Genomic DNA, 21,212 nt, shown 5'->3' with positions numbered 1-21,212 from the left:
GTTCGGTCTGCCGCCCGTGCAACCGCCTATGTCATAGGTCACCGGCCGCACCGGCGTGTGGCACCCCATTACCGCGATGGACCAGAAAAGGATTGATTGCAATGCGCCTTGGCACTGCTGCTTCGCCCTCCCACCGTACCCACCGTCAGGCCGATATGCCCCTGCTGCGGCTCAAGCCGCTGGCCCAGGTGATTGCGCTGCTGGCCCTGGCCGGCAGCGTGCAGGCGGCGCCTGCGGCGTTCAGTTCGGCCTGGTTCGCGGCCAAGGGCAGCGCGCCGCAGGCCGGCGGTACGGGCGGGCAGGGCGGTGCGGTGCAGTTGCCGGGGCTGCCACCGCCGCTGGCCCAGCAGCAGCGTGCCAATGCCCAGTTGCAGCGTTCGCTGCAAAACCTCAACAACACCGTGGCCGCCATCGCCGCGCAACAGGCTGCCCAGGCGGCCGGCCGCGCCGCCGCGCTGGCGGCGCCCTCGAGCATCCACAACGGCCTGGGCGGCAATGGCCTGAACCCGCTGCTCGATGCCAATGGCAAGCCGTTGTTCACCAACGCCGAGGCTCCGGTACAGACGCAGAAGGGCGGCACCACCCAGGTGACCATCAAGCAGACCGCCGACAAGGCGATTCTCAACTGGGAAACCTTCAACGTCGGCCGCGACACCCAGCTGACCTTCCAGCAGGACGCCAACTGGGCACTGCTCAACCGCGTCGGCAACAGCGTCGCGCCCAGCCAGATCCAGGGCACGATCAAGGCCGACGGTACGCTGATGATCGTCAACCGCAACGGCATCGTGTTCAGCGGCAGCAGCCAGATCAACGTGCGCAACCTGACGGCGGCCGCCGCCACCATCAGCGACCAGCAGTTCACCGAGCGCGGCCTGTACGTGGACAGCCTGGGCAGCCAGCCGACCTTCACCGATGCCGCCGGCAAGGTCATGGTCGAGCGCGGCGCGCTGATCCAGACCCACGCCCCGGCCAGCTCCACCCAGGGCGGTGGCTACACCCTGCTGCTGGGCCACGAGGTGGAGAACGCCGGCCAGTTGATCAACGCCAAGGGCCAGGCGACCCTGGCGGCGGGCGATACCTTCTACATCCGCAAGGGCGTCGGCACGGCGGGCAACCCGTACTCCACCACCCGCGGCAACGAGGTGGCCACCACGCTGAAGGCCGGCAGCACGGCCGGCACGGTGCGCAACAGCGGGCTGATCCAGGCCAGCCAGGGCGACATCACCCTGACCGGGCATCAGGTGCGCCAGCAGGGCGTGGCCGTGGCCACCAGCTCGATCGACAACCGCGGCACCATCCACCTGCTCAACGCGGCCAGCGACCGCACCGGCAACGTGACCCTGGCCGCCGGCAGCACCACTGCCATCGTCATCGACGCCAACCCCGGCAGCGCACTGGACAGCCAGCGCGAGGCGGTGCGCAAGGACCTGGGCGGGCAGGTCAACCAGCGCAACGGCGCGTTCGACAACCTCAGCGCGGTGGCCGATGACCGCAGCCTGTCGCGGGTGGAGATCGTCAGTGGCGGCACGGTGGACTTCCAGGGCGGTTCGCTGACCCTGGCCACCGGCGGCCAGGTGGCGGTGAGTGCCGGCCAGCGCAGCCTGCTGCGCGACGGCGCGGTGCTGGACGTGGCGGGCGCGGTCGGGGTCAAGCTGGCCATGGACAGCAACAGCATCAAGGTCAACATCCAGGGCAACGAGCAGCGCGACGCGGCGGGCAACCGCGACAGCGGCGCGCTCAACAGCACCGATGTGTGGGTCGACATCCGCGAGCTGGTGCACGTGGCCGCCGGCACCAACGGCTACGAGGGTGAGCGCTGGTACACCGCCGGCGGCCTGCTGGAAGTGGGCGGCTACCTCGGCACGCGCAGCCACGGTCTGGGCGAGTGGCTGGCCCAGGGCGGCACGGTGAGCTTCACCGGGGGCGACCTGGTGACCCAGGCCGGCTCGCTGGTCAACCTCTCGGGCGGCACGCTGGACGTGGCCACCGGCTACCTCAAGCAGACCTGGCTCAAGGGCGCCGACGGGCGCCTGTACAACCTCTCGCGTGCCCCTGGCGACGTGCTGTACCAGGGCGTGTACAAGGGCTACGAGCAGCACAGCGCACGCTGGGGCCAGACCCGCTACTTCTACAGCCCGCTGATCGCCCCGCGCGAGCGCCTGGAGAACGGCTACACCGTTGGCCGCGATGCCGGGCGGCTGGTGGTCGGCACCGCCAATGCGCAGCTGGGCGGTGACATCCTGGGCGAAACCTTCAAGGGCGACCACCAGCTGCAGGCCCCGCAGGCCGGCCTCGACGGCTACCGGCAAAGCCAGCTGAGCCAGGCCCGCGGCGCACAGCTGATCGTTGGCGACTACCGGCCCACCGCCACGGGCAGCGTGCTCAACGCCGGCGCGGGCAACCTGCACCAGGTGGTGATCGGCTCGCAGGTGCAGGGCGGCTCACTAACCCTCGACGCCCCGGTCGAGGCCGAGCGCGAAGGCGTCCTGCGCCTGGAAGCCGAGCGCCTGCGCGAGCTTGGCGGCCTGCAGGTGGCCGCGTATGAGGGCATCCGCCTGGAGCAGGCGCTGAACCTGGCCGACGGCGCCGGCCTGAGCCTGCTGGCGCCACAGGTGCAGATAAACGCCGACCTGGTCAGCCACGGCGGCGACCTGCTGCTGGGCAACCTGCAACGCGGCTCGGACAGCCTGCGGGTCGGCAATGCCGGCCTGGCCGCGCGTATCGAGGTGGCCGACGGGGTTCGCGTGGAGGCCAGCGGCCGGCGCCAGGACGGCGTCAATGCGCAGCCCGCCGACCTGTCGGCCTGGCTGGACGGCGGTTCGCTGGCCCTGCGTGGCACCGGCGACATTCGCCTGGGCCAGGGCAGTGTGCTGAGTGTGGAAAGCGGCGCGGCGCGCACCCCCGACGGCAACTGGCGCGGGGGTGCCGGTGGCGACCTGAGCCTGGCCAGCCTGACCTCGGGCGGGGCCGGTGGGCAGTTGCTGCTGGGCGGCGAGCTGCGCGGGTACGGCACCACGGGCGCCGGCACGCTGGCCCTGCGCGGCGACACCGTGAGCATCGGCGCCGACACCCCGGCGGCCAGCCTGAACCTGGGCAGCGATTTCTTCGCCAAGGGCTTTGCCCGCTACGAGGTGGTGGGCAACCAGCGCCTGGAGGTGGCGGCCGACAGCCAGGTGCAGGTGACGCGGCCGGTGTATCGCCTGCGTGGCGATGCCCGTTCGGCGGCCGAGGCGCTGGAGCTGTGGACGCCACCGCAGTACCTGGAGAACGCCGCCAAGGGCGTCCTGACCCAGCGCGCCGGTGCCAGCCTGCTGCTGCAGGCGGGCAGCGAGTTGGACCAGTCGGCCCAGCAGGTGGCGTCACGCTGGCTGCAGGTAGCCAGCGGCAGCCGTATCCAGGTCGATGACGGGCAGTCCATCACGTTGCGCAGCCCCGGTGGCCTGCAGGTTGACGGCAGCCTGGTGGCACACGGCGGGCAGATCACCCTGGCTGACACTGTTGTGCAGGAGGCCTTGACCAGTGCGGTGCGGTTCGAGCCGCATCAACGGGCGATCCGGGTCGGCGCCGGGGCGCTGCTCGACGTATCGGCCCGTGCCGTCACCGCCGTGGACGCGCGTGGCGAGCGCTATGGCGAGCTGCGCCAGGGCGGCAGTATCGTCATCGGCAGCACCTTCGACCCCAACCTGGGTGGCGCGCTGGCCCCCGACCTGTTCGTGGTGGTCGAGCGTGGCGCTGTACTGGATGCGTCCGGCAGCCAGATGAGTGTCGATGTACCCGGGGTTGGCGCGACTCGGCTGGCCAGCCAGGGCGGCAGCATCAGCCTGAGTTCGATCAATGGCTTGTACGTGGACGGCGAGTTGCGTGCAGCGGCGGGTGGCGCTGGCGTGGCGGGCGGCAGCCTGACCCTTGCGCTGGAGAGCGGTACCTACCCGATCACCCCGGCCTATGCCGAGGCCATCCGCCAGCGCGAGCTGCGTATCAGCCCGCGCGGGGAAGCCTTCGCCAACCAGGCCGGTAAGCTGGAACATGGCCATGGCCACCTCAGCGTGGCCCAGGTGGCGCAGGGCGGGTTCGATGCACTGACGCTGTTCAGCCGCGGCGTGATCAGCTTTACCGACGACGTGACGCTGCAACCGGCGCGCAGCCTGCACCTGTATGCCGGTGCACTGGGGCTGGCCGAAGGGGCTCGCGCCGATACCCGGGTGCGCCTGTCGGCTGCGCATGTGCGTCTGGCCGGGTACACCAGCCTGCCGCCGGCCGGGCCGGGCCTCACCAACAATCAAATCGGTATCGCGCTTTCGTCGCAAGCCGATCAGGCCATGCTGCAGGTGGATGCGGCGCTGATCGACGTACGCAATACCCTGAAGTTCGGCACGGGGGGGAGTGAAGCGCTGAGCATCGATCGACGCGGCTTCCATCAGGTCAGCCTGAACAGCAGCGGCGATCTGCGCCTGCTCAAGACACTGGGCGGTAACGACACGCGGCTGGTGGCGCCGGGCACGCTGACCCTGAGCGCGGCGCAGATCTACCCTGGCACCAATGCCGTGGCAGTGATCAAGGCCGAGCATGTGAAGATTGCGCGCAGCAGCGCGGCCACGCCTGCCCAGCCCTATTCGCTGTTTGGCGCGCTGTCGATACAGGCCGACACCATCGACCAGCAGGGCGTGCTGCGCGCGCCCCTCGGCGCCCTGGTACTGGGCACCGCCAGCACCCGCGAACTGACCCTGCGCCCTGGCAGCCTGACTTCGGTCAGTGCCGCCGGCCTGGTGATGCCTTATGGCGGCACCGTAGATGGCCTGGTGTACAACTTCGCCGGCCAGTCGCTGAACAGCACGGTGCTGGGCCAGAGCCTGCCCAACGGCTGGCTCAACGTGACCCTGGGCGGTGGCAGCATCGCGGTCCAACCCGGTGCGGTAATCGACCTGTCCGGCGGTGGCGATGTGCGCGGCGCCGGCTTCATCTCCGGGCGCGGCGGCTCCACCGATGCCCGCTATCACCCGCTGGTGCGCAACAACCCCGATGGCAGCTTCAGCCTGCCGGGCCTGGCGAACAACCCGGTGTACGCCATCGTGCCCGGTGTGCAGGCCAGCGTGGCGCCCGAAGCGGTGGCGGGCGAGCCATCGGGTTCGATGCCGTTGGTGGGCCAGCGGATCACCCTGGACGCCGGGGTACCGGGCCTGCCCGCCGGCACCTACACCTTGCTGCCGGCCAGTTATGCGCTGTTGCCGGGGGCCTACCGTGTCGAGGTCAACGGCCAGGCCAGCGTCGGCGCGCCGCAGGCAGGTGCCACGGCGCTGCGCAATGGCTCGTGGGGCCTGACCGGCAAGCGCTCGATCGCCGGCAGCGGGCTGGGCGATGCCCTGTCGCAGCACCTGATACTGACCGGTGCCGACACCTTGCGTCGGTACTCGCAGTACAACGAGACCAGTTTCAGCCAGTTCCTGCTCGACGATGCCGCACGCCTGGGTATCCCGCGTGCCGCGCTGCCCATCGATGCCAAGGGCCTGACCCTGGACCTGGGCCATAACGACACCACGCGGCCCGGCTTCAGCATGCAGGGCGTGCTGTTGAACAAACCGGCGGACAAGGGCCACGGCAGCATCGCCACGGTGCTGTTCGGCGACACCCTGGTGATCCACGGCGACAACGCGCCCGCCACACCGGGTGCCGGCGAAACCGCCATTGCCGCGTCGCAGCTCAACGCCCTGGGTGCCAGCAGCCTGCGCATCGGCCATGCCGGGCAGCGGGTGTACGGGCAGGGTGGCAACCAGCTGCTGTTCGGTGATGCCAGGGGCACCAGCATCGTGCTCAAGGGTGGCGCGCACCTGAAGGCCGCCGAAGTGCTGATGGTTACCGGGCGCATCGCCGGCGCCATCAACATAGAGCAAGGCGCGAGCATCGATACGCTCGGGCAGGGCGCACCCGCCTACGACAGCCGCGACGGCTACCTCTACAACCCGCACAACAGCAGCCTGCTGATCGTGTCCAATGGCTGGGTCGACGTGCTGGCGCCGCAAGCGCCCAGCGGGACGATCACCGGGCCGGGCAGCATCCTGATCGGCGGCTGCCTGACGCGGTGCAGCGGCCAGACCGAGCTGTATTCCGAAGGCACCATTGCCGCCGCCACCAACAACCGCTTCAGCCTCGACGACCAGGTGCGCTTCGGCACCCGCAACCTGACCCTGGCGGTGGGCGCGATCAACGTCGGCAGTGCGCAAAGCCTGGCCGCTGCCGCTGCGGCGGGCTACCTGCCCAGCGGCCTGACCCTCAACCAGCAGGTGCTCGACCGCCTGCTGCAGGGCGATACCCGCCGTGGCGCGCCGGCCCTGGAAACCTTGACGCTGACCGTGCAGGACAGCCTCAACTTCTTCGGCACCACCGCGCTCGACACCCTCGACCCGGCGACCGGCAAGTCGCGCCTGAGCAACCTGGTGCTGGGCACCCCGGCGATCTACGGGCATGGCGCGGCCACTGACGTGGCCAGCATTCGTACCGGCAACCTGATCTGGAGTGGCGCCACCCAGGCCGCGCCGGCCCTGCTCGGCAACGGTGCCGGCACCGGCAGCGGACGGCTGCAGATCGAAGCCCGGCGCATCGAACTGGGGTATGGCCCGCAGGCGCAGAGCAGCAGCCAGCCGGCGTTCGAGCGCCTGGCGCTGGGCTTCAGCGACGTGGCGCTGCTGGCCAGCGAACGCCTGACTGCCAACCACCGTGGCAGCCTGTCGGTGTATCAGTCACGCGGCGAGTATGTGACCGGCGAAGGCTACCGCTACAGCGGCGGCAACCTGCTGGTGCGCACCCCGCTGGTGACCGGTGAAGCCGGCTCGGTCAACCAGGTGCGCGTCGGCGGTGCCCTGCAGATGCTCGCGGGGGCGGCGCCGAGCACCGCCGACGCGCAGCTCAAGGCCGGGGCGCTGGGCGCCGAATGGTCGTTCAGCGCGCAGCGCATCGACCTCGACACTCGCGTGGCACTGCCCAGCGGCAAGCTGACCCTCGACAGCCAGGGCGACCTGCGCCTGGGCCAGGCGGCGCAACTGGACCTGGCCGGGCGCAAGGTCAGCCTCAACGACCTGGACAAGTACAGCTGGGGCGGTGACGTGATCCTGCGCAGCCAGCACGGCAACATCCACCAGGCGGCCGGGTCGATCATCGACCTGCACGCCGAACACAACCAGGCCGGCAGCCTGGAGGTGGTGGCGCTGGACGCCAGTGCCGGCCAGGTCGACCTGCAAGGCCGCCTCCTGGGCGCAAGCTCCGGCCACTACGATGCCGGGGGCACCCAGGTGCCCTACGCGGGTGCGGGTTTCACCCTGCGTGCCCAGGGGCTGGCCGGTGACCTGAGCAGTGCCTTCGCCACGCTCAACCAGCGCCTGAACGACGGCGGCGTGCATGGCAGCCGGCGCTTCCAGTTCAAGCAGGGCGACCTGCAGATCGGCAACGGGGTGCGCGCCAACCAGGTGCAGGTGTCGCTGGACAACGGCCATCTGCGTGTCAACGGCCTGATCGATGCCAGCGGCGAGCGTGTCGGCAGCATTCGCCTGGCCGCCGGCAATGGCCTGACCCTGGCCCAGGGCGCGGTGCTCGATGCACATGGCAGCGTGCTGCGCGTGGACAGCTACGGCAAGATCATCGACAGCCCCAACCGGGCCACGGTGGAGCTGAATGCCGGTGCCGGGCAGCTGACCCTGGCGCGTGGCGTGCGTATCGACCTGCGCCATGGCACCGACGCACCACTGGGCGGCGGCGCCGGCCAGCACGATGGCCGCGAGCGCGGCACCCTGGCGCTGTATGCGCCGCGGCTGCGGGCCGACGACCCGACCCATGGCGACATCGCCATCGACGCCTCGCAGGCGCTGTCGATTCTTGGTGCGCAGCGCATCGACCTGTTCGCCATGGCGCGCGATCATGCGGCCCCGCAGGGCGTCGACCCGCATGTCAGCGGCAAGCCCTATGTCCAGATCGACCAGGCCTACCTCGACGCACGCCACGCGCAAAGCGTGCAGTTCATCGACAGCGCCCTGGCCAACACGGCGCTGGTCAACGGCAAGCTCGCCGGCCTGGTCAAGGGTTACGCTCAGCAGTTCCACCTGCGCCCGGGGCTTGAAGTGATCACCGACGGCGACCTGGTGGTCAGCGGCGACCTCGACCTGTCGCGCTACCGCTATGCCAGCCTCAACCCCAACGTGCACAAGACCGGCGCGGTGTACGGCTCGGGCGAGGCCGGCAGCCTGAGCCTGCGTGCCGGTGGCGACGTGGAGGTGCTGGGCAGCATCAACGACGGCTTCGCGCCGCCACCCGAGACCCAGGACGACGGCGGCTGGGTGCTGCTGGAAGGGCGCCTGGCCTATGGCGCCCAGGTGGTGGTGCCCAACGGCGGGGTCGAGCTGCACGAGGGCACCGGTTTTCTGGCCGGCCAGGTGCTCAACTACGACCTGCCGATACAGGCGCGCGTGCTGGCCTCGGGCGCTGTGCTGCCAGTGCGTGCAACCCTTTCGGCCGCGATCGAGCTGCCGGCTGGCACCGTGCTCTCGGCGGCGCTCTACAACGCCGACGGCAGCCAGGCACTGGCGGCGGGCACCCGCCTGGAGGCCCCGCTGCGCCTGGAGGCCGGCATGCAACTGGGCGCCGGCACGCGGCTGGTGGTCAACACGCCCGTCACGGCCATGACCTGGCCAAAAGGCGTGGCACTGCCGTCCGATCCGGGCCACCTGCTGAACGGTGGCGCCGATGACCTGGTGCTGCTGGCGGGCAACCTGGTGCTGCAACGCGGCGCGATCATTCCGCCGCGCACCGATATCAAGCTGGGGGGCGTGGGCTCGGTGGCGCTGCGCAGCGAGGGCAAGGGCACCAACTGGGCGGTCGCCAGCATGCTGCCGGCCGGTTCGCAGTCGTGGAACCTGCGCGTGGTAGCCGGTGCCGATACCACGGCGGCCGACCCGCGCCTGACCGACCCGAACGCCAGCGGGCGCCTGCGCCTGGCCGACCACCACCTGGGCATGCTGGCGGTAGGCGCCAGTGCCGGCTGGGTGTGGACCCAGGAAGGCATCGACGGGTTTGGTGTGGACGCCAAGCCCGGCGACCCGATCGACTTCGATGCCATCGGCTACCCCACGCTGTGCGACGAGTTCCCCACCTGGTGCGCCCGGGCACCGGCTGCCGGCGGCGGCCTGGTGTGGACCCAGGAAGGCATCGACGGCTTTGGCGTGGACGCCAGGCCCGGTGACCTGATCGATTTCGACGCCATCGGCTACCCCACGCTGTGCGACGAGTTCCCCACCTGGTGCGCCAGGGCACCGGCCGCCGGCGGTGGCCTGGCCTGGACCCAGGAAGGCATCGACGGGTTTGGCGCAGATGCCAGGCCGGGCGATCTGATCGACTTCGATGCAATTGGCTACCCCACCCTGTGCGATGAGTTCCCCACCTGGTGCGTGATGACCGCGCCAGGCAACACCGAGCACGACACGGTGCCCGGCGGCGCCTCGCGTTACAGCGTGCTGCGTACCGGTACCGGTGACCTGGACCTGATCGCCGCCGGCAACCTGGACATGACCACGCTGTTCGGCGTGTACACCGCCGGTACGGCGACCCCGGTGCCCGCCGCCTATCAACTGGCACGCGGGCAGGCCAATGACGGGCAGGTGCTGCCGGAGTTTCTCGGCGGCTACGAGGCGTTGGTCGATGGCGGCGCGCAGAGCCTGTACCAGGCCTGGTACCCGGAGCAGGGCGGCAACCTGCTGTTGATGGTGGGGGGCAACCTGACGGGCAACTCCCTCAGCCGCGAATATGGCAGCCTGACCCGCCTGGCCTACCAGTTGCCCACCGCACAGGTCGGCAACTGGCTGTGGCGCCAGGGCAGTGGCAACGCGCTGGCGGCAGACGAGCAGATACCCACGGCCTGGTGGATCAACTTCGGCACCTATGTGCGCTACCAGCGCAACAGTGTGGTGGCCGGCTTCACCGGCTTCGGCACCCTGGGCGGGGGCAACCTCGATGTCACGGTGGGCGGGCAGGCCGGCACCCTCGATGTGATCGGCAATACCGCTGACCAGTACCGCACGCAGTGGGACGACAGCGCACGTACCCAGGCCCTGCAGCTGGCGGTGGGCAGCACCGGCCGCGTGGGCCGCGATGGCAGCCTGACGCTGGGCGGTGGCGGCGACCTGAACCTGAAGGTCGGCGGCGCCGTCAACCCGACCCAGGCGGCCCTGGGGCGTGGCGACAACGCCGATGTACTGGGCGTGGCCGCCCATGACCTGCAGGGTACCCTGGTCAACCTGCGCGGCAACCTGCAGGTGTCGGCAGCGGCCGTGGGCGGTATCGACCGTGCCTACGGCGCGCTCGGGATACAGCAGGACAGCCACGAAACCCGCGCCTACGACCCGTTCCAGGCCACCCTGGCCAGCGCCAAAGGCGGCCTGGTGGTGGTGCCCGGCGACGCCACGGTGCAACTGAGCACCCGGGGCGACCTGGTGCTGGGGGCGGCGGCCGACCCGGGCCGTGTGCCCACGCTCAACACCACGCCGTTCGGCACGGCGGCGGGGGGCGGCAACAGCTGGTTCAGCCTGTGGACGGCCAACACCGCCATCGACCTGTTCTCGGCGGGCGGTGACCTGACCCCCAGCACCCAGCTGATCGAATTGACCCAGCCGGTCAGCGGTGATGCGCTGTCCGGCCTGGATACCTCGCCCACCGACGGGCGCTTTGTCTACCCGTCGATCCTGCGTGCGGTGGCGGCCTCCGGCAACCTGTACTACGGGAACTCCGCGCAGTACCGGGAGAAGAACCGGCTGCAGGGCGCGAGTGGCTACTCGTTGCTGCTGGCACCTTCGGCCAATGCCCAGTTGCAGCTGGTGGCGCAGGGTTCGATCTACGCCGGTGGCTATGCGATCAACCAGTCCGGCGCCGCACCGTCGGCCCTGGCCACGCCGTTCAACCCGGGTTTCATCGGCAGCTACAACGGCCACAGCGTCAGCAACCAGAGGCCAGACGGGATTGCGGCAGACCTGGAAGCGGGTCGCTTCCCGCTGTTCGCCTTTGGCAGCACCAGCACCGCCAATGCCTACGGGCAATTGCAGCCGGCGCGCATCTACGCCGTGAGCGGCGACCTGGTGGGGGTGCGCTCGGGCGAGGTCCTGAACTTCGGCAATGCGCGCAATGGGGCCGTCTGGTACGAGGGCGCCGCACCGGTGTGGATGATGGCGGGGCGCGACATCGTGTACAGCGGTACCGGCCTTGGCGAGACCACCTACGTGCCGGCGATGATGTCGGACATCGTCGGTGCGCTGGCGCTGTCCAGCGGCAACCTGTTCGTGCACAACCACGCCACCGATCACTCGCAGGTGGTGGCTGGGCGCGACATCCTGTTCAGTGGCCTGAACGTGGCAGGCCCCGGCACGCTCACCGTCAGTGCCGGGCGTGACCTGCGCCAGGAGGACCGTGCAGCCATCACCAGCCTGGGCGCCATCGTCACCGGCGACAACCGCCCCGGCGCAAGCCTGGTGTTGCAGGCCGGTGTGGGCGCCCAGGGGCCAGGGTATGCGCGCTTTGCCGAGCTGTACCTGAACCCGGCCAACCTTGCCGACAGCAACCAGAGCCTGGCGGCGCAGCCGGGCAAGGTGGCCAAGACCTACGCCGAGGAGTTGCGTCAATGGCTGGCCGAGCGCTACGCCTTCGAGGGCGATGCGGCCCAGGCGCGGGCGCGGTTCGCCAGCCTGCCGGCGACCGAGCAGGCGGTGTTTGCGCGCCAGGTGTACTTTGCCGAGCTGCGTGCCGGCGGCCTGGAGTACAACACCGTGGGTGGGCCGCGCCAGGGCAGCTACCTGCGCGGGCGCAATGCGATCGCGGCGCTGTTCCCCGAGCAGGACGTGGCCGGCAACCCGATCCGCTACGACGGCGACATCCTGATGTTCGGCGGGGCCGGGGTACGTACCCAGGTGGGGGGCGCGATCCAGATGCTCACCCCCGGTGGCCAGCAGGTGTTCGGCGTGGAGGGCGAGGCGCCGCCGGCCGGTGCCGGGGTGATCACCCAGGGCAACGGCGATATCCAGCTGTACGCGCGTGGCAGCATCCTGCTGGGGCAGAGCCGCATCATGACCACCTTTGGCGGGTCGATTCTGGGCTGGTCGGCCGAGGGCGACATCAACGCCGGGCGTGGTTCCAAGACCACGGTGGTCTACACCCCGCCGCGCCGGCTGTACGACACCTGGGGCAACAGCAGCCTGTCGCCCACGGTGCCGAGTACCGGTGCGGGTATCGCCACCCTGGCGCCGGTGGTGGAAGTGCCGCCGGGAGACATCGACCTGATTGCGCCGCTGGGCACCATCGATGCGGGGGAGGCGGGCATCCGGGTGTCGGGCAACGTCAACATTGCCGCGTTGCAGGTGGTGAACGCGGCCAACATCCAGGTGCAGGGTGATGCCAAGGGCATGCCGGTGGTGGCGGCGGTGAACACCGGCGCGATCTCGTCGGCGAGTGCGGCGGCGTCGTCGGCGACCCAGGCCGCCGAAGATGCGGTGCGCCAGCAGCAGGCCGCGGCCCGCCAGCGTCAGCCGTCGGTGATCACCGTGCAGGTGCTGGGGTTTGGTACCGAGCGCCTGGTGCCGGGCAAGGAGGGCGCGAGCCTGGGGCCGCAGTACAACCCGCAGAGCCCGGTGCAGGTGCTGGGGGCCGGGGCGCTGGATGAGCAGGCGCGGGGGCGGTTGACGGAGGAGGAGCGCGGGAATCTGGTGCTGTAGGGTTGCCAGGTTCGGTTCGGGGCGGGTGGGCCGGTCGTTGCTACCCGCTTACCGCCCCAGGTGCCCCAGCGGCAGCGCCCCCTGCGGCTTGATCGTCTTGATTGCGAAGTTGCTGCGGATATCCCGGATCCCCGGCAGCTTGAGCAGCGTGTCGGTCAGGAACCGCTCATAGCCGCGCAGATCCGGCACCACCACATGCAACAGGAAATCCGACTCGCCCGACACCAGAAAGGCGCTGACCACCTCGGGCAGGGCCAGCACGGCCAGGCGGAAGTTTTCCGCTTCGACCTCATGGTGCCGCTCGACCTTCACCCCCACGAACACCGTCAACCCCAGGCCGACTGCCTCGGCTTCGAGGCTGGCATGGTAGCCGCGGATCACCCCGGCTTCTTCCAGCAGCCTCACCCGTCGCAGGCACGGCGAAGCCGACAGCCCGATCTCTTCGGCCAGTTGCACGTTGGTGAGGCGCCCGTCGCGCTGCAGTGCGCCAAGGATGCGTTGGTCGTAACCGTCCAGCTTGGGGTATGTTGGGTCGTGGTTTGGCATAAGTGGCCTGTGGCTAGGTATCGAATTGGTACATCCTGCCAATAATAGCCCCGTTGCGGGCGCATAACGCAAGCACCTGCCTCGACCTTCCGGCATAGAATTTTCACTCTGTTGCCCCAGCCTGAGGTCGTTGAAATGGACGAAAAACTGCTCTACCTGACTGCCCTGACGATGATCTACCTGATGCCGGGCCCGGACATGATCCTGCTGCTGCAGACCGGTGCGCGCCAGGGGCGGCGGGCGGCGCTGGCGACCGTGCTGGGGCTGGCGGTTGCCCGGGCGTGCCACGTGACCCTGGCCGCCGTCGGGCTGGCGACGCTGTTCAAGGTACTGCCCTGGACGTTCGAGGTGGTCAAGTACACCGGGGCGGCCTACCTGCTGTGGCTGGGGGTGAAGATGTTCAGGCCCGTGGCGGGTGCAGTGCAGGGCCCGGGGGGTGCAGCGGTACGTGGCACGTGGAGGGCGGCGATAGCGCAGGGCTTTCTGACCAACCTGCTCAACCCCAAGGCCTTGCTGTTCTGCTCGGTGCTGTTGCCGCAGTTCATCCACCCCGCACAGGGGGCGGTGGGTGAGCAGTTCGCGCTGCTGGGGCTGGTGCTGGTGGTGATGGGGATGATGTTCGATGGCGTGTATGCACTGGCCGGCGGGTGGGTCGGGCGCCAACTGGAGCAGCGCGCGCTGGCGCAGAAGGTTCAGCAGTGGGTGTTTGGTGGGCTGCTGGTGGGGTTTGCGGTTCGGTTGGTCTGGGTGCAGCAGGGGTGAGGGGCGGGCGGTTGGGGCGGGCCCGGCAGGCGCCAGTCGATGAAGTAGTTGTGGCGCTCTTCAAACCGAGCGCCGCGCAGGCGGCGCACGACCCTGAGGGCGCTGGATAGCCCAGGCCCTGCATCTCTCTTCATGAAGCTTTGGTGACAAAAGTTCGGTAGCAAAGCGCCACCCCCGTCATGGGTATGTGCAGTCACTGCGCAGCCGCACAGGGACGAAGGGAGTGGAGCGATGGGAACCATGGAACGCTACGCAAAAGTCGGAATGCAGGAACTCGATCAACGCCTGGCGAAGATCGTCGAAGCCGCGCGCAAGCAACCGGTGTCGGTGTACCGCTACGGCGCACCCTGGGTGTGGATCGTGTCCCAGGACGACTGGCAAAGCGCGCTCAAGGAAGTCTCCAGCTGCATCCCGCCAGGCCATTCGCTGGTGATGCTCAAGCCCAGGGTCGAGGAACTGCTGGCCGCCCACGCGCAGGAGCTGGCCGACCTGGCCCGGCGCAACGCGATGAGCATCGCCCCGCACACCCTGATGCACCTGCTGCTGTTGCAGCTGCTGTATTCGGTCCCCAGCGAAAAACAACTCTACGAACAGCTCAACTACAACCTGCTGTTCCGCTGGTTCGTGGGCCTGGAACTCAAGTCGCGGGTGTGGAGCTTCAACCTGTTCAGCCACGACCTCAACGCACTGCTGGCCTGCCAGCAGGCCACGCGCCTGCTGCAGTCGATCGTCAACGAGGTATGCAACGCGGGCCTGGCGCAGATGCCCGAGTTCAGCCTCAACCTGGCCCAGCTGCACAGCTGGCTGGCCCGCCACGCCGGTCACGGCGGCGCAGACAACCATTCATAAGACACGGCCCTGGGCCAGACGGATTTCCTTGAACGAGGGGGCGGTGTGGAGCATTTGTTTTTCAACGGGTGGCGAGCCGGCGCAGTGATGCTGCTGGCCCTGGGAACCCACCACGCAAGCGCCGAACAGGCCGAGCGTCGCGTCGATATCAACGAGTACGTGGTGCGCGGCAACACGGTGCTCGATGCCCGCGCCATCGAGGAGGCGGTGTACCCCTACCTCGGCCCGCAGAAGACCCTGGTGGATCTGGAAGGCGCCCGCGAGGCCCTGCAGAAACGCTATCAGGCGCTGGGCTATCAGTCGGTGTTCGTCGAGCTGCCCGAGCAGCAGGTCGAAGGCGGCGTGGTGTACCTGCAGGTCAGCGAAACCAGGGTCGGCCGGGTACGAGTGGTCGGCGCCAGGCATTACTCGCCCGTGGAGATCCGCGAGCAGGTGCCGGCCCTGAGCGAGGGCCAGGTGCCGGACTTTGCCAAGGTCCAGGGCGAACTGGCCGCACTCAACCGCGGCCCCGGGCGCCAGGTGATGCCACTGGTGCGCGAAGGCCAGCGCCCCGGCACCCTGGACGTCGACCTGCAGGTCGAAGACAAGCAGCCCTGGCACGCCAGCATCGGCCTGAACAACGACTACAGCGCCGACACCAGAAAGCTGCGCAGTGTGGCCACCGTGGGCTACAACAACCTCTGGCAACTGGGTCACAGCGTGTCGCTGACCTGGTTCACCGCCCCCCAGGACACCGACAACGCGCAGGTGTGGTCCGGTTCATACAGCGCGCCCCTGAACCCGCGCTGGACCCTGCAGGCCAGCGGCTACAAGTCCGACAGCAGTGTGGCCACCGTGGGCGGCAGCAACGTGCTGGGCAAGGGCCATTCCTACGGGCTGTCGGCGATCTACTCACTGGTGCCGGACGGCAACTGGGCCAACTCGTTTTCCGTGGGCATCGACTTCAAGGACTTCGACGAGCAGGTCGAACTTGGCGGCGAGCGCGATACCGTGCCGCTCAAGTACGCACCGATCACCCTGGCCTACAACGGCTTTCGCTACACCGAAGCCTCGCAGCTGGGGCTGGGCCTGAGCCTGGTGGCCGGCACACGCCGGCTGTTCGGCTACGGCAGCGACGACGAGGCCTTCGACTACAAGCGCTACCGCGCCGACTCCAGTTTCGCCGCGCTCAAGGGCGATGCGAACTACACCTTCACGTTTGCCGGCGACTGGCAGAGCGCAACCAAGCTGGGCTTTCAACTGGCCTCCGGGGCCCTGGTGTCCAACGAACAGTTCGCTGCCGGCGGCGCCACCTCGGTGCGCGGCTACCTGGCCGCCGAACGCACCGGCGACGACGGCCTGCTGTTCTCCCAGGAACTGCGCACGCCCTCGCTGGGCCGCTACGTGGGCAGCTACATCAGCGACTGGCGCTTCTATGTGTTCGCCGAAGGCGCGCAGCTGTCGCTGCAGGACCCGCTGCCCGAGCAGGACGACCACTTCAGCCTGGCCAGCGTCGGCCTGGGCACCCGCGCCACCCTCAACGACTGGCTGTCCGGCAGCCTGGACTGGGGCCTGCCGCTCAAGGACGGCGCGAACACCGAGAAAAACCACTCGCGTCTGCACTTCAGCGTACAGGCAACCTTCTGACCCCATCGGCATCGACCCTGGAGACATTCCATGCAACGCCTCATCTTGACCCTGCTCATTTGCCTGGGCTTTGCCCTGCCGGGCAGCGCCAGTGCCTGGTGGCAGGACGACTGGCAGTTCCGCAAGCAGATTTCCGTCGACACCACGCCCCAGGGCGCGGCGCTGACCCAGTCGCTGGGCCGCACGGCACTGCTGGTACGCCTGCACACCGGCAATTTCAGCTTTGACGGGGTCAATGAAAACGGCGCGGACATCCGCTTCGTGGCCAGCGACGACAAGACCGTGCTCAACCACCAGATCGAAAGCTTCGACCCGCTGATGGGCATGGCGCTGATCTGGGTCGACGTGCCGGACGTGCAGGGCGGCCAGCGCCAGGACCTGTGGATGTACTACGGCAACCCCAAGGCGCAGCCGGCCAATGCGCAACCGGCCTTCGATGCCGACTACACCCTGCTGATGCACTTCGACGGCGCCGCACCGCGTGACGCCAGCCCCTACGGCAACCAGGCCCAGGGCAGTGCGGCGAGCATCGAGGGCATCATCGGTCGCGCCATCCAGTTCAACGGCCAGCCGCTGCTGCTGGCACCCAGCCCGTCGCTGCAACTGCCGGCTGGCGCCGCCTTCACCTTCAGCGCCTGGGTACGCCAGGACCAGCTGCTGGGCGATCAGTTGCTGCTGGCCCGCCATGAAGGCGAAAACCGCCTGCTGCTGGGTGTGAGCCAGGGCCTGCCGTTCGTCGAGGTCAACGGCCTGCGTAGCGCTGCCGGCCAGGTGCTCGATGCCGGCCAGTGGCAACACCTGGCGCTGGTGGGCGAGGGCGGTACGCTCAGCCTGCTGGTGGACGGGCGCCAGGTTGCCAGCCTGACCGCGGCGGTGCCGGCGTTCAATTCGACCCTGGCCATCGGCGCCGACCTGCCGCCGGCCGAGGGTCAGCCGGCCGGCGCCTATGTGCCGTTCGTGGGGGCGATGGACGAGCTGCGCCTGTCGCGCATCGCCCGCGCCGTGCCGGTGCTGCAGGCCGACGCGCTGGCCCAGGGCGCCGAGTCGCGCCTGGTGGTGTACGGGGTGGATGAAGAGCAGTCCGGTTTCGGTTTCGGCAGCCTGGGCTTTCTGCTCAAGGCGGTGCCGCTGGACGCCTGGATCATCATCGCGGTGCTGGTGCTGATGATGGTGCAGTCATGGGTGATCATGCTGCGCAAGAACCGCACCCTCAACCACGTCAGCCAGGCCAACCGGCTGTTTCGCGAGCAGTTCGCCAATATCGGCACGCGCCTTGAGATGTTCGCCGACGACACCGCCCTGGGCGAGCGCCTGACGCATTCGTCGCTGTGGCGCCTGTACCTGGTGGCGGTCAAGGAGATCCGTACCCGCCGCGCCCAGGGCTTCGACACCTCGGCGGTGTCGGCGGCCACCATCGAGGCCATTCGCTGCTCCATGGACGGGGTGCGCACCCGCGAGAACCAGGCGCTGGGCTCGAAGCTGTCGAGCCTGTCCAACGCGATTGCCGGCGGCCCTTACATCGGCCTGCTGGGCACCGTGCTGGGGATCATGGTGGTGTTCCTGGGCACCGCGATGGCCGGTGACGTGAACATCAACGCCATCGCCCCCGGCATGGCCGCGGCGTTGCTGGCCACCGCCATGGGCCTGTTCGTCGCGATCCCCGCGCTGTTTGGCTACAACCGCCTGATCACCCGCAACAAGGAGGTCAGCGCCGACATGCGCGTGTTCGTCGACGAGTTCATCACGCGCCTGGCCGAGCTGCATGGCGAAGGCCAGGCCGGCGAGGCCAGCCACCGGCGTGCTGCCCACGCTGCCCACCCGTCCGTACCGGCCTGAGGAGGGCGCCATGGCAGCCATGAATGCTTCCCACGACGATGACGACGACGCGGCCGTCGACAGCATCAACGTCACCCCGCTGGTGGATGTGCTGATGGTGGTGCTGGTGATGTTCATCCTCACCGCCACCGCGCAGGTGTCGGGCATCCAGATCCAGCTGCCCAAGGCCAGTGCCTCGGTGTCGCTGTCCCAGCCCAAGACCAAGGCGATCTCGGTCAACGATGCCGGGCAGGTGTTTCTCGACGCCTACCCGGTGACCCTGGCCGAACTGGAAGAGCGCCTGCGCAGCGAGAAGGCGCGCAGCCCGGACTTCCCGATCATCGTGCGCGGCGACGCGGCGGTGCAGTACCAGAAGGTGGTCGAGGTGCTCGACCTGTTGCGTCGGCTGGAGCTGGCCCAGGTCGGGCTGGTGACCGGCAAGCCGAACCAGGGTTGAGGATGCCCATGAACCAGAAGTTCGATAGCCGGCGCCTGCTCAAGTGGGGCGCCGTGGCACTGGTGGGCGCGGGCCTGGCCTGGTTGCTGTGGCAGTGGGCCAACGACATGAGCGGGGTGCGCCGCGAGGCACCGAAGATCCCCGCGATCATTCCGCTGCCGCCCCCCCCACCGCCGCCGCCCCCCGAGCCCCCCAAGGAACCGGAGCCGCCCGTGGAAGAGAAGATTGTCGAGCCGCAGCCGGTGCCCGAGGCCGAGGAGGTCAAGCCGGCCGAGGAGGCGCCGCCGAGCCCGGCCGATGACATGGCCAACCCGATGCAGATCGACGGCGATGCACAGGCCGGCGGGGACGCTTTCAACATCGGTGCCGGCAAGGGCGGCGGCATGGCCGGCGGCGGTGGCGGGCTGGGTAGCGGCAGCTACGGCCAGTTCCTGGCGTATGCCTTCCAGCGCCTGCTGCGCGACAACCCCGAGCTGCGCAACCTGACCTTCAACCTGCAGGGCGATGTTTGGCTCAGCGAAACCGGCGAGGTGACCCGCGTCGAGCTGGTGCGCTCCAGCGGCGATGCCGCGGTGGACGCCCAGGTGCTGGCCGCGTTGCGCGCCGCCCCGGCCATGACCCAGCGCCCGCCGGCGAGCCTGACCCTGCCGGTGCGCATCGCCTTGCAGGGGCGCCGCGGATGAACCCGGCGCCCGATCCCTACGACGCACGACTTACCAACAGGAGCGGTAAATCCATGATGTGCTCAGTGAACCGATTGACCCTGGCAGTCGGCCTGGTGGTCGCCGCGGCGGTCGGTCCGGCCGTGGCGCAGACCCCGGCGCCGTCGCAGAACGCGACGATCAACCTGATCCGCCTGCTGGTGCAGCAGGGTGTGCTCAAGCAGGACCAGGCCCAGGCCCTGATCGACCAGGCCGAAAGCGAGGCGGTGCAGGCCCGCGCCAGCGTGGCGGCGGTGCCGGCGGCCAATGGCGAGGTGCGCGTGCAGTATGTGCCGGCCATCGTGCGCGACCAGATCCGCGACGAGGTCAAGGCCGAGGTGATGGCCCAGGCCAGGCAGGAGAACTGGGCCGCGCCCAACACCTTCCCCGACTGGGCCTCGCGCATCAGCTTCGATGGCGACGTGCGCCTGCGCGACGAGTCGCGCTACTTCTCGGGCAACAACAGCAACCAGATCATCGATTTCGCCAAGCTCAACGCCGACGGGCCCTACGACGTCAACCCCAACAACGGGCGCAACCTGCCGCCGCTGCTCAATACCCGCGAAGACCGCGAGAACCTGCTGCGCCTGCGCGCGCGCCTGGGCCTGAAGGCGGTGCTGTCGCCGAGCTGGACGGCGGGTATCCGCATCGGCACCGGCAGCGACAACGGCCCGGTGTCCACCACCCAGACCCTGGGCGGCGGCTTCGGCAAGAAGGACCTGTGGCTCGACCAGGGCTACCTGAGCTGGGTGGCGAGCGAGCGCGTGACCCTGACCGGCGGGCGTATCGCCAACCCGTTCATGTCCACCGATATGCTGTATTCCAACGACCTCAACTTCGACGGCGTGGCGGCCCTGTTCAACCAGCCGCTGAGCGACAGCCTGAGCCTGTTCGGGACCCTCGGCGCGTTCCCGGTGGAGTACAGCGCCGACACCGCCAGCAGCAACGGGCTGGACAAGGAGAGCAGCGACAACAAGTGGCTGTACGGCGCGCAGCTGGGCGCCAACTGGCAGATCAACGACAGCAACCGGCTCAAGGGCGCGCTGGCCTACTACCGCTTCGACGACATTGCCGGCGAGCGCTCCGGGGCATGCGAGCCGTGGAACGGCGACCCCGGCTGCGACAGTGACGGCAGCCGCCCGACCTTCATGCAAAAGGGCAACACGCTGTTCCTGCTGCGCGACATCACGCCCAACCCGGCCAACCCGGCCGCCACCCCGCAGCCGCAGTTCGTGGGGCTGGCATCGGAGTTCAACCTGCTGGACCTGAACGCGGTATGGGACACCGAGCTGCCGCACGACTTCAAGCTGCGCAGCCAGGCCAACTACATCCACAACCTGGCCTACGACGAAGGCGAGATGCGCAAGCGTTCGGCCGGCCAGTTGGCCAACAACCTCGACAGCGACGGCAACATCAAGAGCGGTGCCAATGCGTGGATGGTGCAGTTCACCCTGGGCAACGCGCTGGAGCTGAAAAAGCAGGGCGACTGGAACCTGTTCGCCGGCTACAAGCACATCCAGCCCGATGCCTTGCCCGACGGCTTCAACGATTCCTCGTTCCACCTGGGCGGCACCAACGCCAAGGGCTACATCCTCGGTGCCAACTACGGCCTGGACCAGAACGTGTACGCCACGGCGCGCTGGATGAGTACCGAGGCGGTCTACGGCGCGCCGTTCGATATCGATGTGCTACAACTTGAAGTCAACACGCGCTTCTAGCAGG

8 protein-coding genes and 1 pseudogene are annotated in these 21,212 nt (G+C 69.0%); 8 read left to right on the top strand and 1 reads right to left on the bottom strand.

Features of this window, described 5'->3' with window-relative positions:
- Nucleotides 1–101: 101 nt before the first annotated feature.
- Nucleotides 102–12,734 (top strand): filamentous hemagglutinin family protein, encoded by a 12,633-nt coding sequence (locus KH389_RS15580; RefSeq protein WP_244988641.1) that lies wholly within the window; start codon nucleotides 102–104, stop codon nucleotides 12,732–12,734.
- A gap of 48 nt (nucleotides 12,735–12,782) precedes the next feature.
- Here the strand turns inward: KH389_RS15580 and KH389_RS15575 are convergent, their stop codons facing one another.
- Nucleotides 12,783–13,280 (bottom strand): Lrp/AsnC family transcriptional regulator, encoded by a 498-nt coding sequence (locus KH389_RS15575; protein ID WP_058541157.1) that lies wholly within the window; start codon nucleotides 13,278–13,280, stop codon nucleotides 12,783–12,785.
- A gap of 135 nt (nucleotides 13,281–13,415) precedes the next feature.
- Here KH389_RS15575 and KH389_RS15570 point away from each other — a divergent pair, with 135 nt between their 5' ends.
- From KH389_RS15570 to KH389_RS15540, 7 genes and pseudogenes are all read left to right on the top strand, one after another.
- The gene (locus tag KH389_RS15570; protein WP_078481895.1) at nucleotides 13,416–14,042 is read left to right on the top strand and encodes a LysE family translocator; all 627 of its coding nucleotides are present in this window, start codon (nucleotides 13,416–13,418) and stop codon (nucleotides 14,040–14,042) included.
- Nucleotides 14,043–14,273: 231 nt separating this feature from the next.
- Nucleotides 14,274–14,679: pseudogene (locus tag KH389_RS27905) on the top strand (transposase); the annotation flags it as partial.
- A 299-nt stretch (nucleotides 14,680–14,978) separates the two neighbouring features.
- A complete protein-coding gene (locus tag KH389_RS15560) occupies nucleotides 14,979–16,517 on the top strand; it encodes a ShlB/FhaC/HecB family hemolysin secretion/activation protein (RefSeq protein ID WP_088515468.1) in 1,539 nt (512 codons plus the stop codon).
- A 30-nt stretch (nucleotides 16,518–16,547) separates the two neighbouring features.
- Nucleotides 16,548–18,353, top strand: a complete 1,806-nt coding sequence (locus KH389_RS15555; RefSeq protein ID WP_054916079.1) for a DUF2341 domain-containing protein — start codon at nucleotides 16,548–16,550, stop codon at nucleotides 18,351–18,353.
- A 10-nt stretch (nucleotides 18,354–18,363) separates the two neighbouring features.
- Nucleotides 18,364–18,789 (top strand): ExbD/TolR family protein, encoded by a 426-nt coding sequence (locus tag KH389_RS15550; protein ID WP_043860333.1) that lies wholly within the window; start codon nucleotides 18,364–18,366, stop codon nucleotides 18,787–18,789.
- Nucleotides 18,790–18,797: 8 nt separating this feature from the next.
- Nucleotides 18,798–19,472, top strand: a complete 675-nt coding sequence (locus KH389_RS15545; RefSeq protein ID WP_371920444.1) for an energy transducer TonB family protein — start codon at nucleotides 18,798–18,800, stop codon at nucleotides 19,470–19,472.
- A 53-nt stretch (nucleotides 19,473–19,525) separates the two neighbouring features.
- Nucleotides 19,526–21,208 (top strand): putative porin, encoded by a 1,683-nt coding sequence (locus KH389_RS15540; protein ID WP_054916077.1) that lies wholly within the window; start codon nucleotides 19,526–19,528, stop codon nucleotides 21,206–21,208.
- Nucleotides 21,209–21,212: the final 4 nt, after the last annotated feature.

Origin of the sequence: Pseudomonas qingdaonensis (assembly GCF_018398475.1) — a bacterium.
Classification (GTDB): Bacteria; Pseudomonadota; Gammaproteobacteria; order Pseudomonadales; family Pseudomonadaceae; genus Aquipseudomonas; species Aquipseudomonas palmensis.
This window is presented reverse-complemented; position numbering and strand designations above follow the sequence as displayed.

Excerpts from the sequence above, each read along its gene's own strand:
- KH389_RS15580 (WP_244988641.1), top strand. The coding sequence starts at position 102 with ATGCGCCTTGGCACTGCTGCTTCGCCCTCCCACCGTACCCACCGTCAG.
- KH389_RS15575 (WP_058541157.1), bottom strand. The coding sequence starts at position 13,280 with ATGCCAAACCACGACCCAACATACCCCAAGCTGGACGGTTACGACCAA.
- KH389_RS15570 (WP_078481895.1), top strand. The coding sequence starts at position 13,416 with ATGGACGAAAAACTGCTCTACCTGACTGCCCTGACGATGATCTACCTG.
- KH389_RS15560 (WP_088515468.1), top strand. The coding sequence starts at position 14,979 with ATGCTGCTGGCCCTGGGAACCCACCACGCAAGCGCCGAACAGGCCGAG.
- KH389_RS15555 (WP_054916079.1), top strand. The coding sequence starts at position 16,548 with ATGCAACGCCTCATCTTGACCCTGCTCATTTGCCTGGGCTTTGCCCTG.
- KH389_RS15550 (WP_043860333.1), top strand. The coding sequence starts at position 18,364 with ATGGCAGCCATGAATGCTTCCCACGACGATGACGACGACGCGGCCGTC.
- KH389_RS15545 (WP_371920444.1), top strand. The coding sequence starts at position 18,798 with ATGAACCAGAAGTTCGATAGCCGGCGCCTGCTCAAGTGGGGCGCCGTG.
- KH389_RS15540 (WP_054916077.1), top strand. The coding sequence starts at position 19,526 with ATGATGTGCTCAGTGAACCGATTGACCCTGGCAGTCGGCCTGGTGGTC.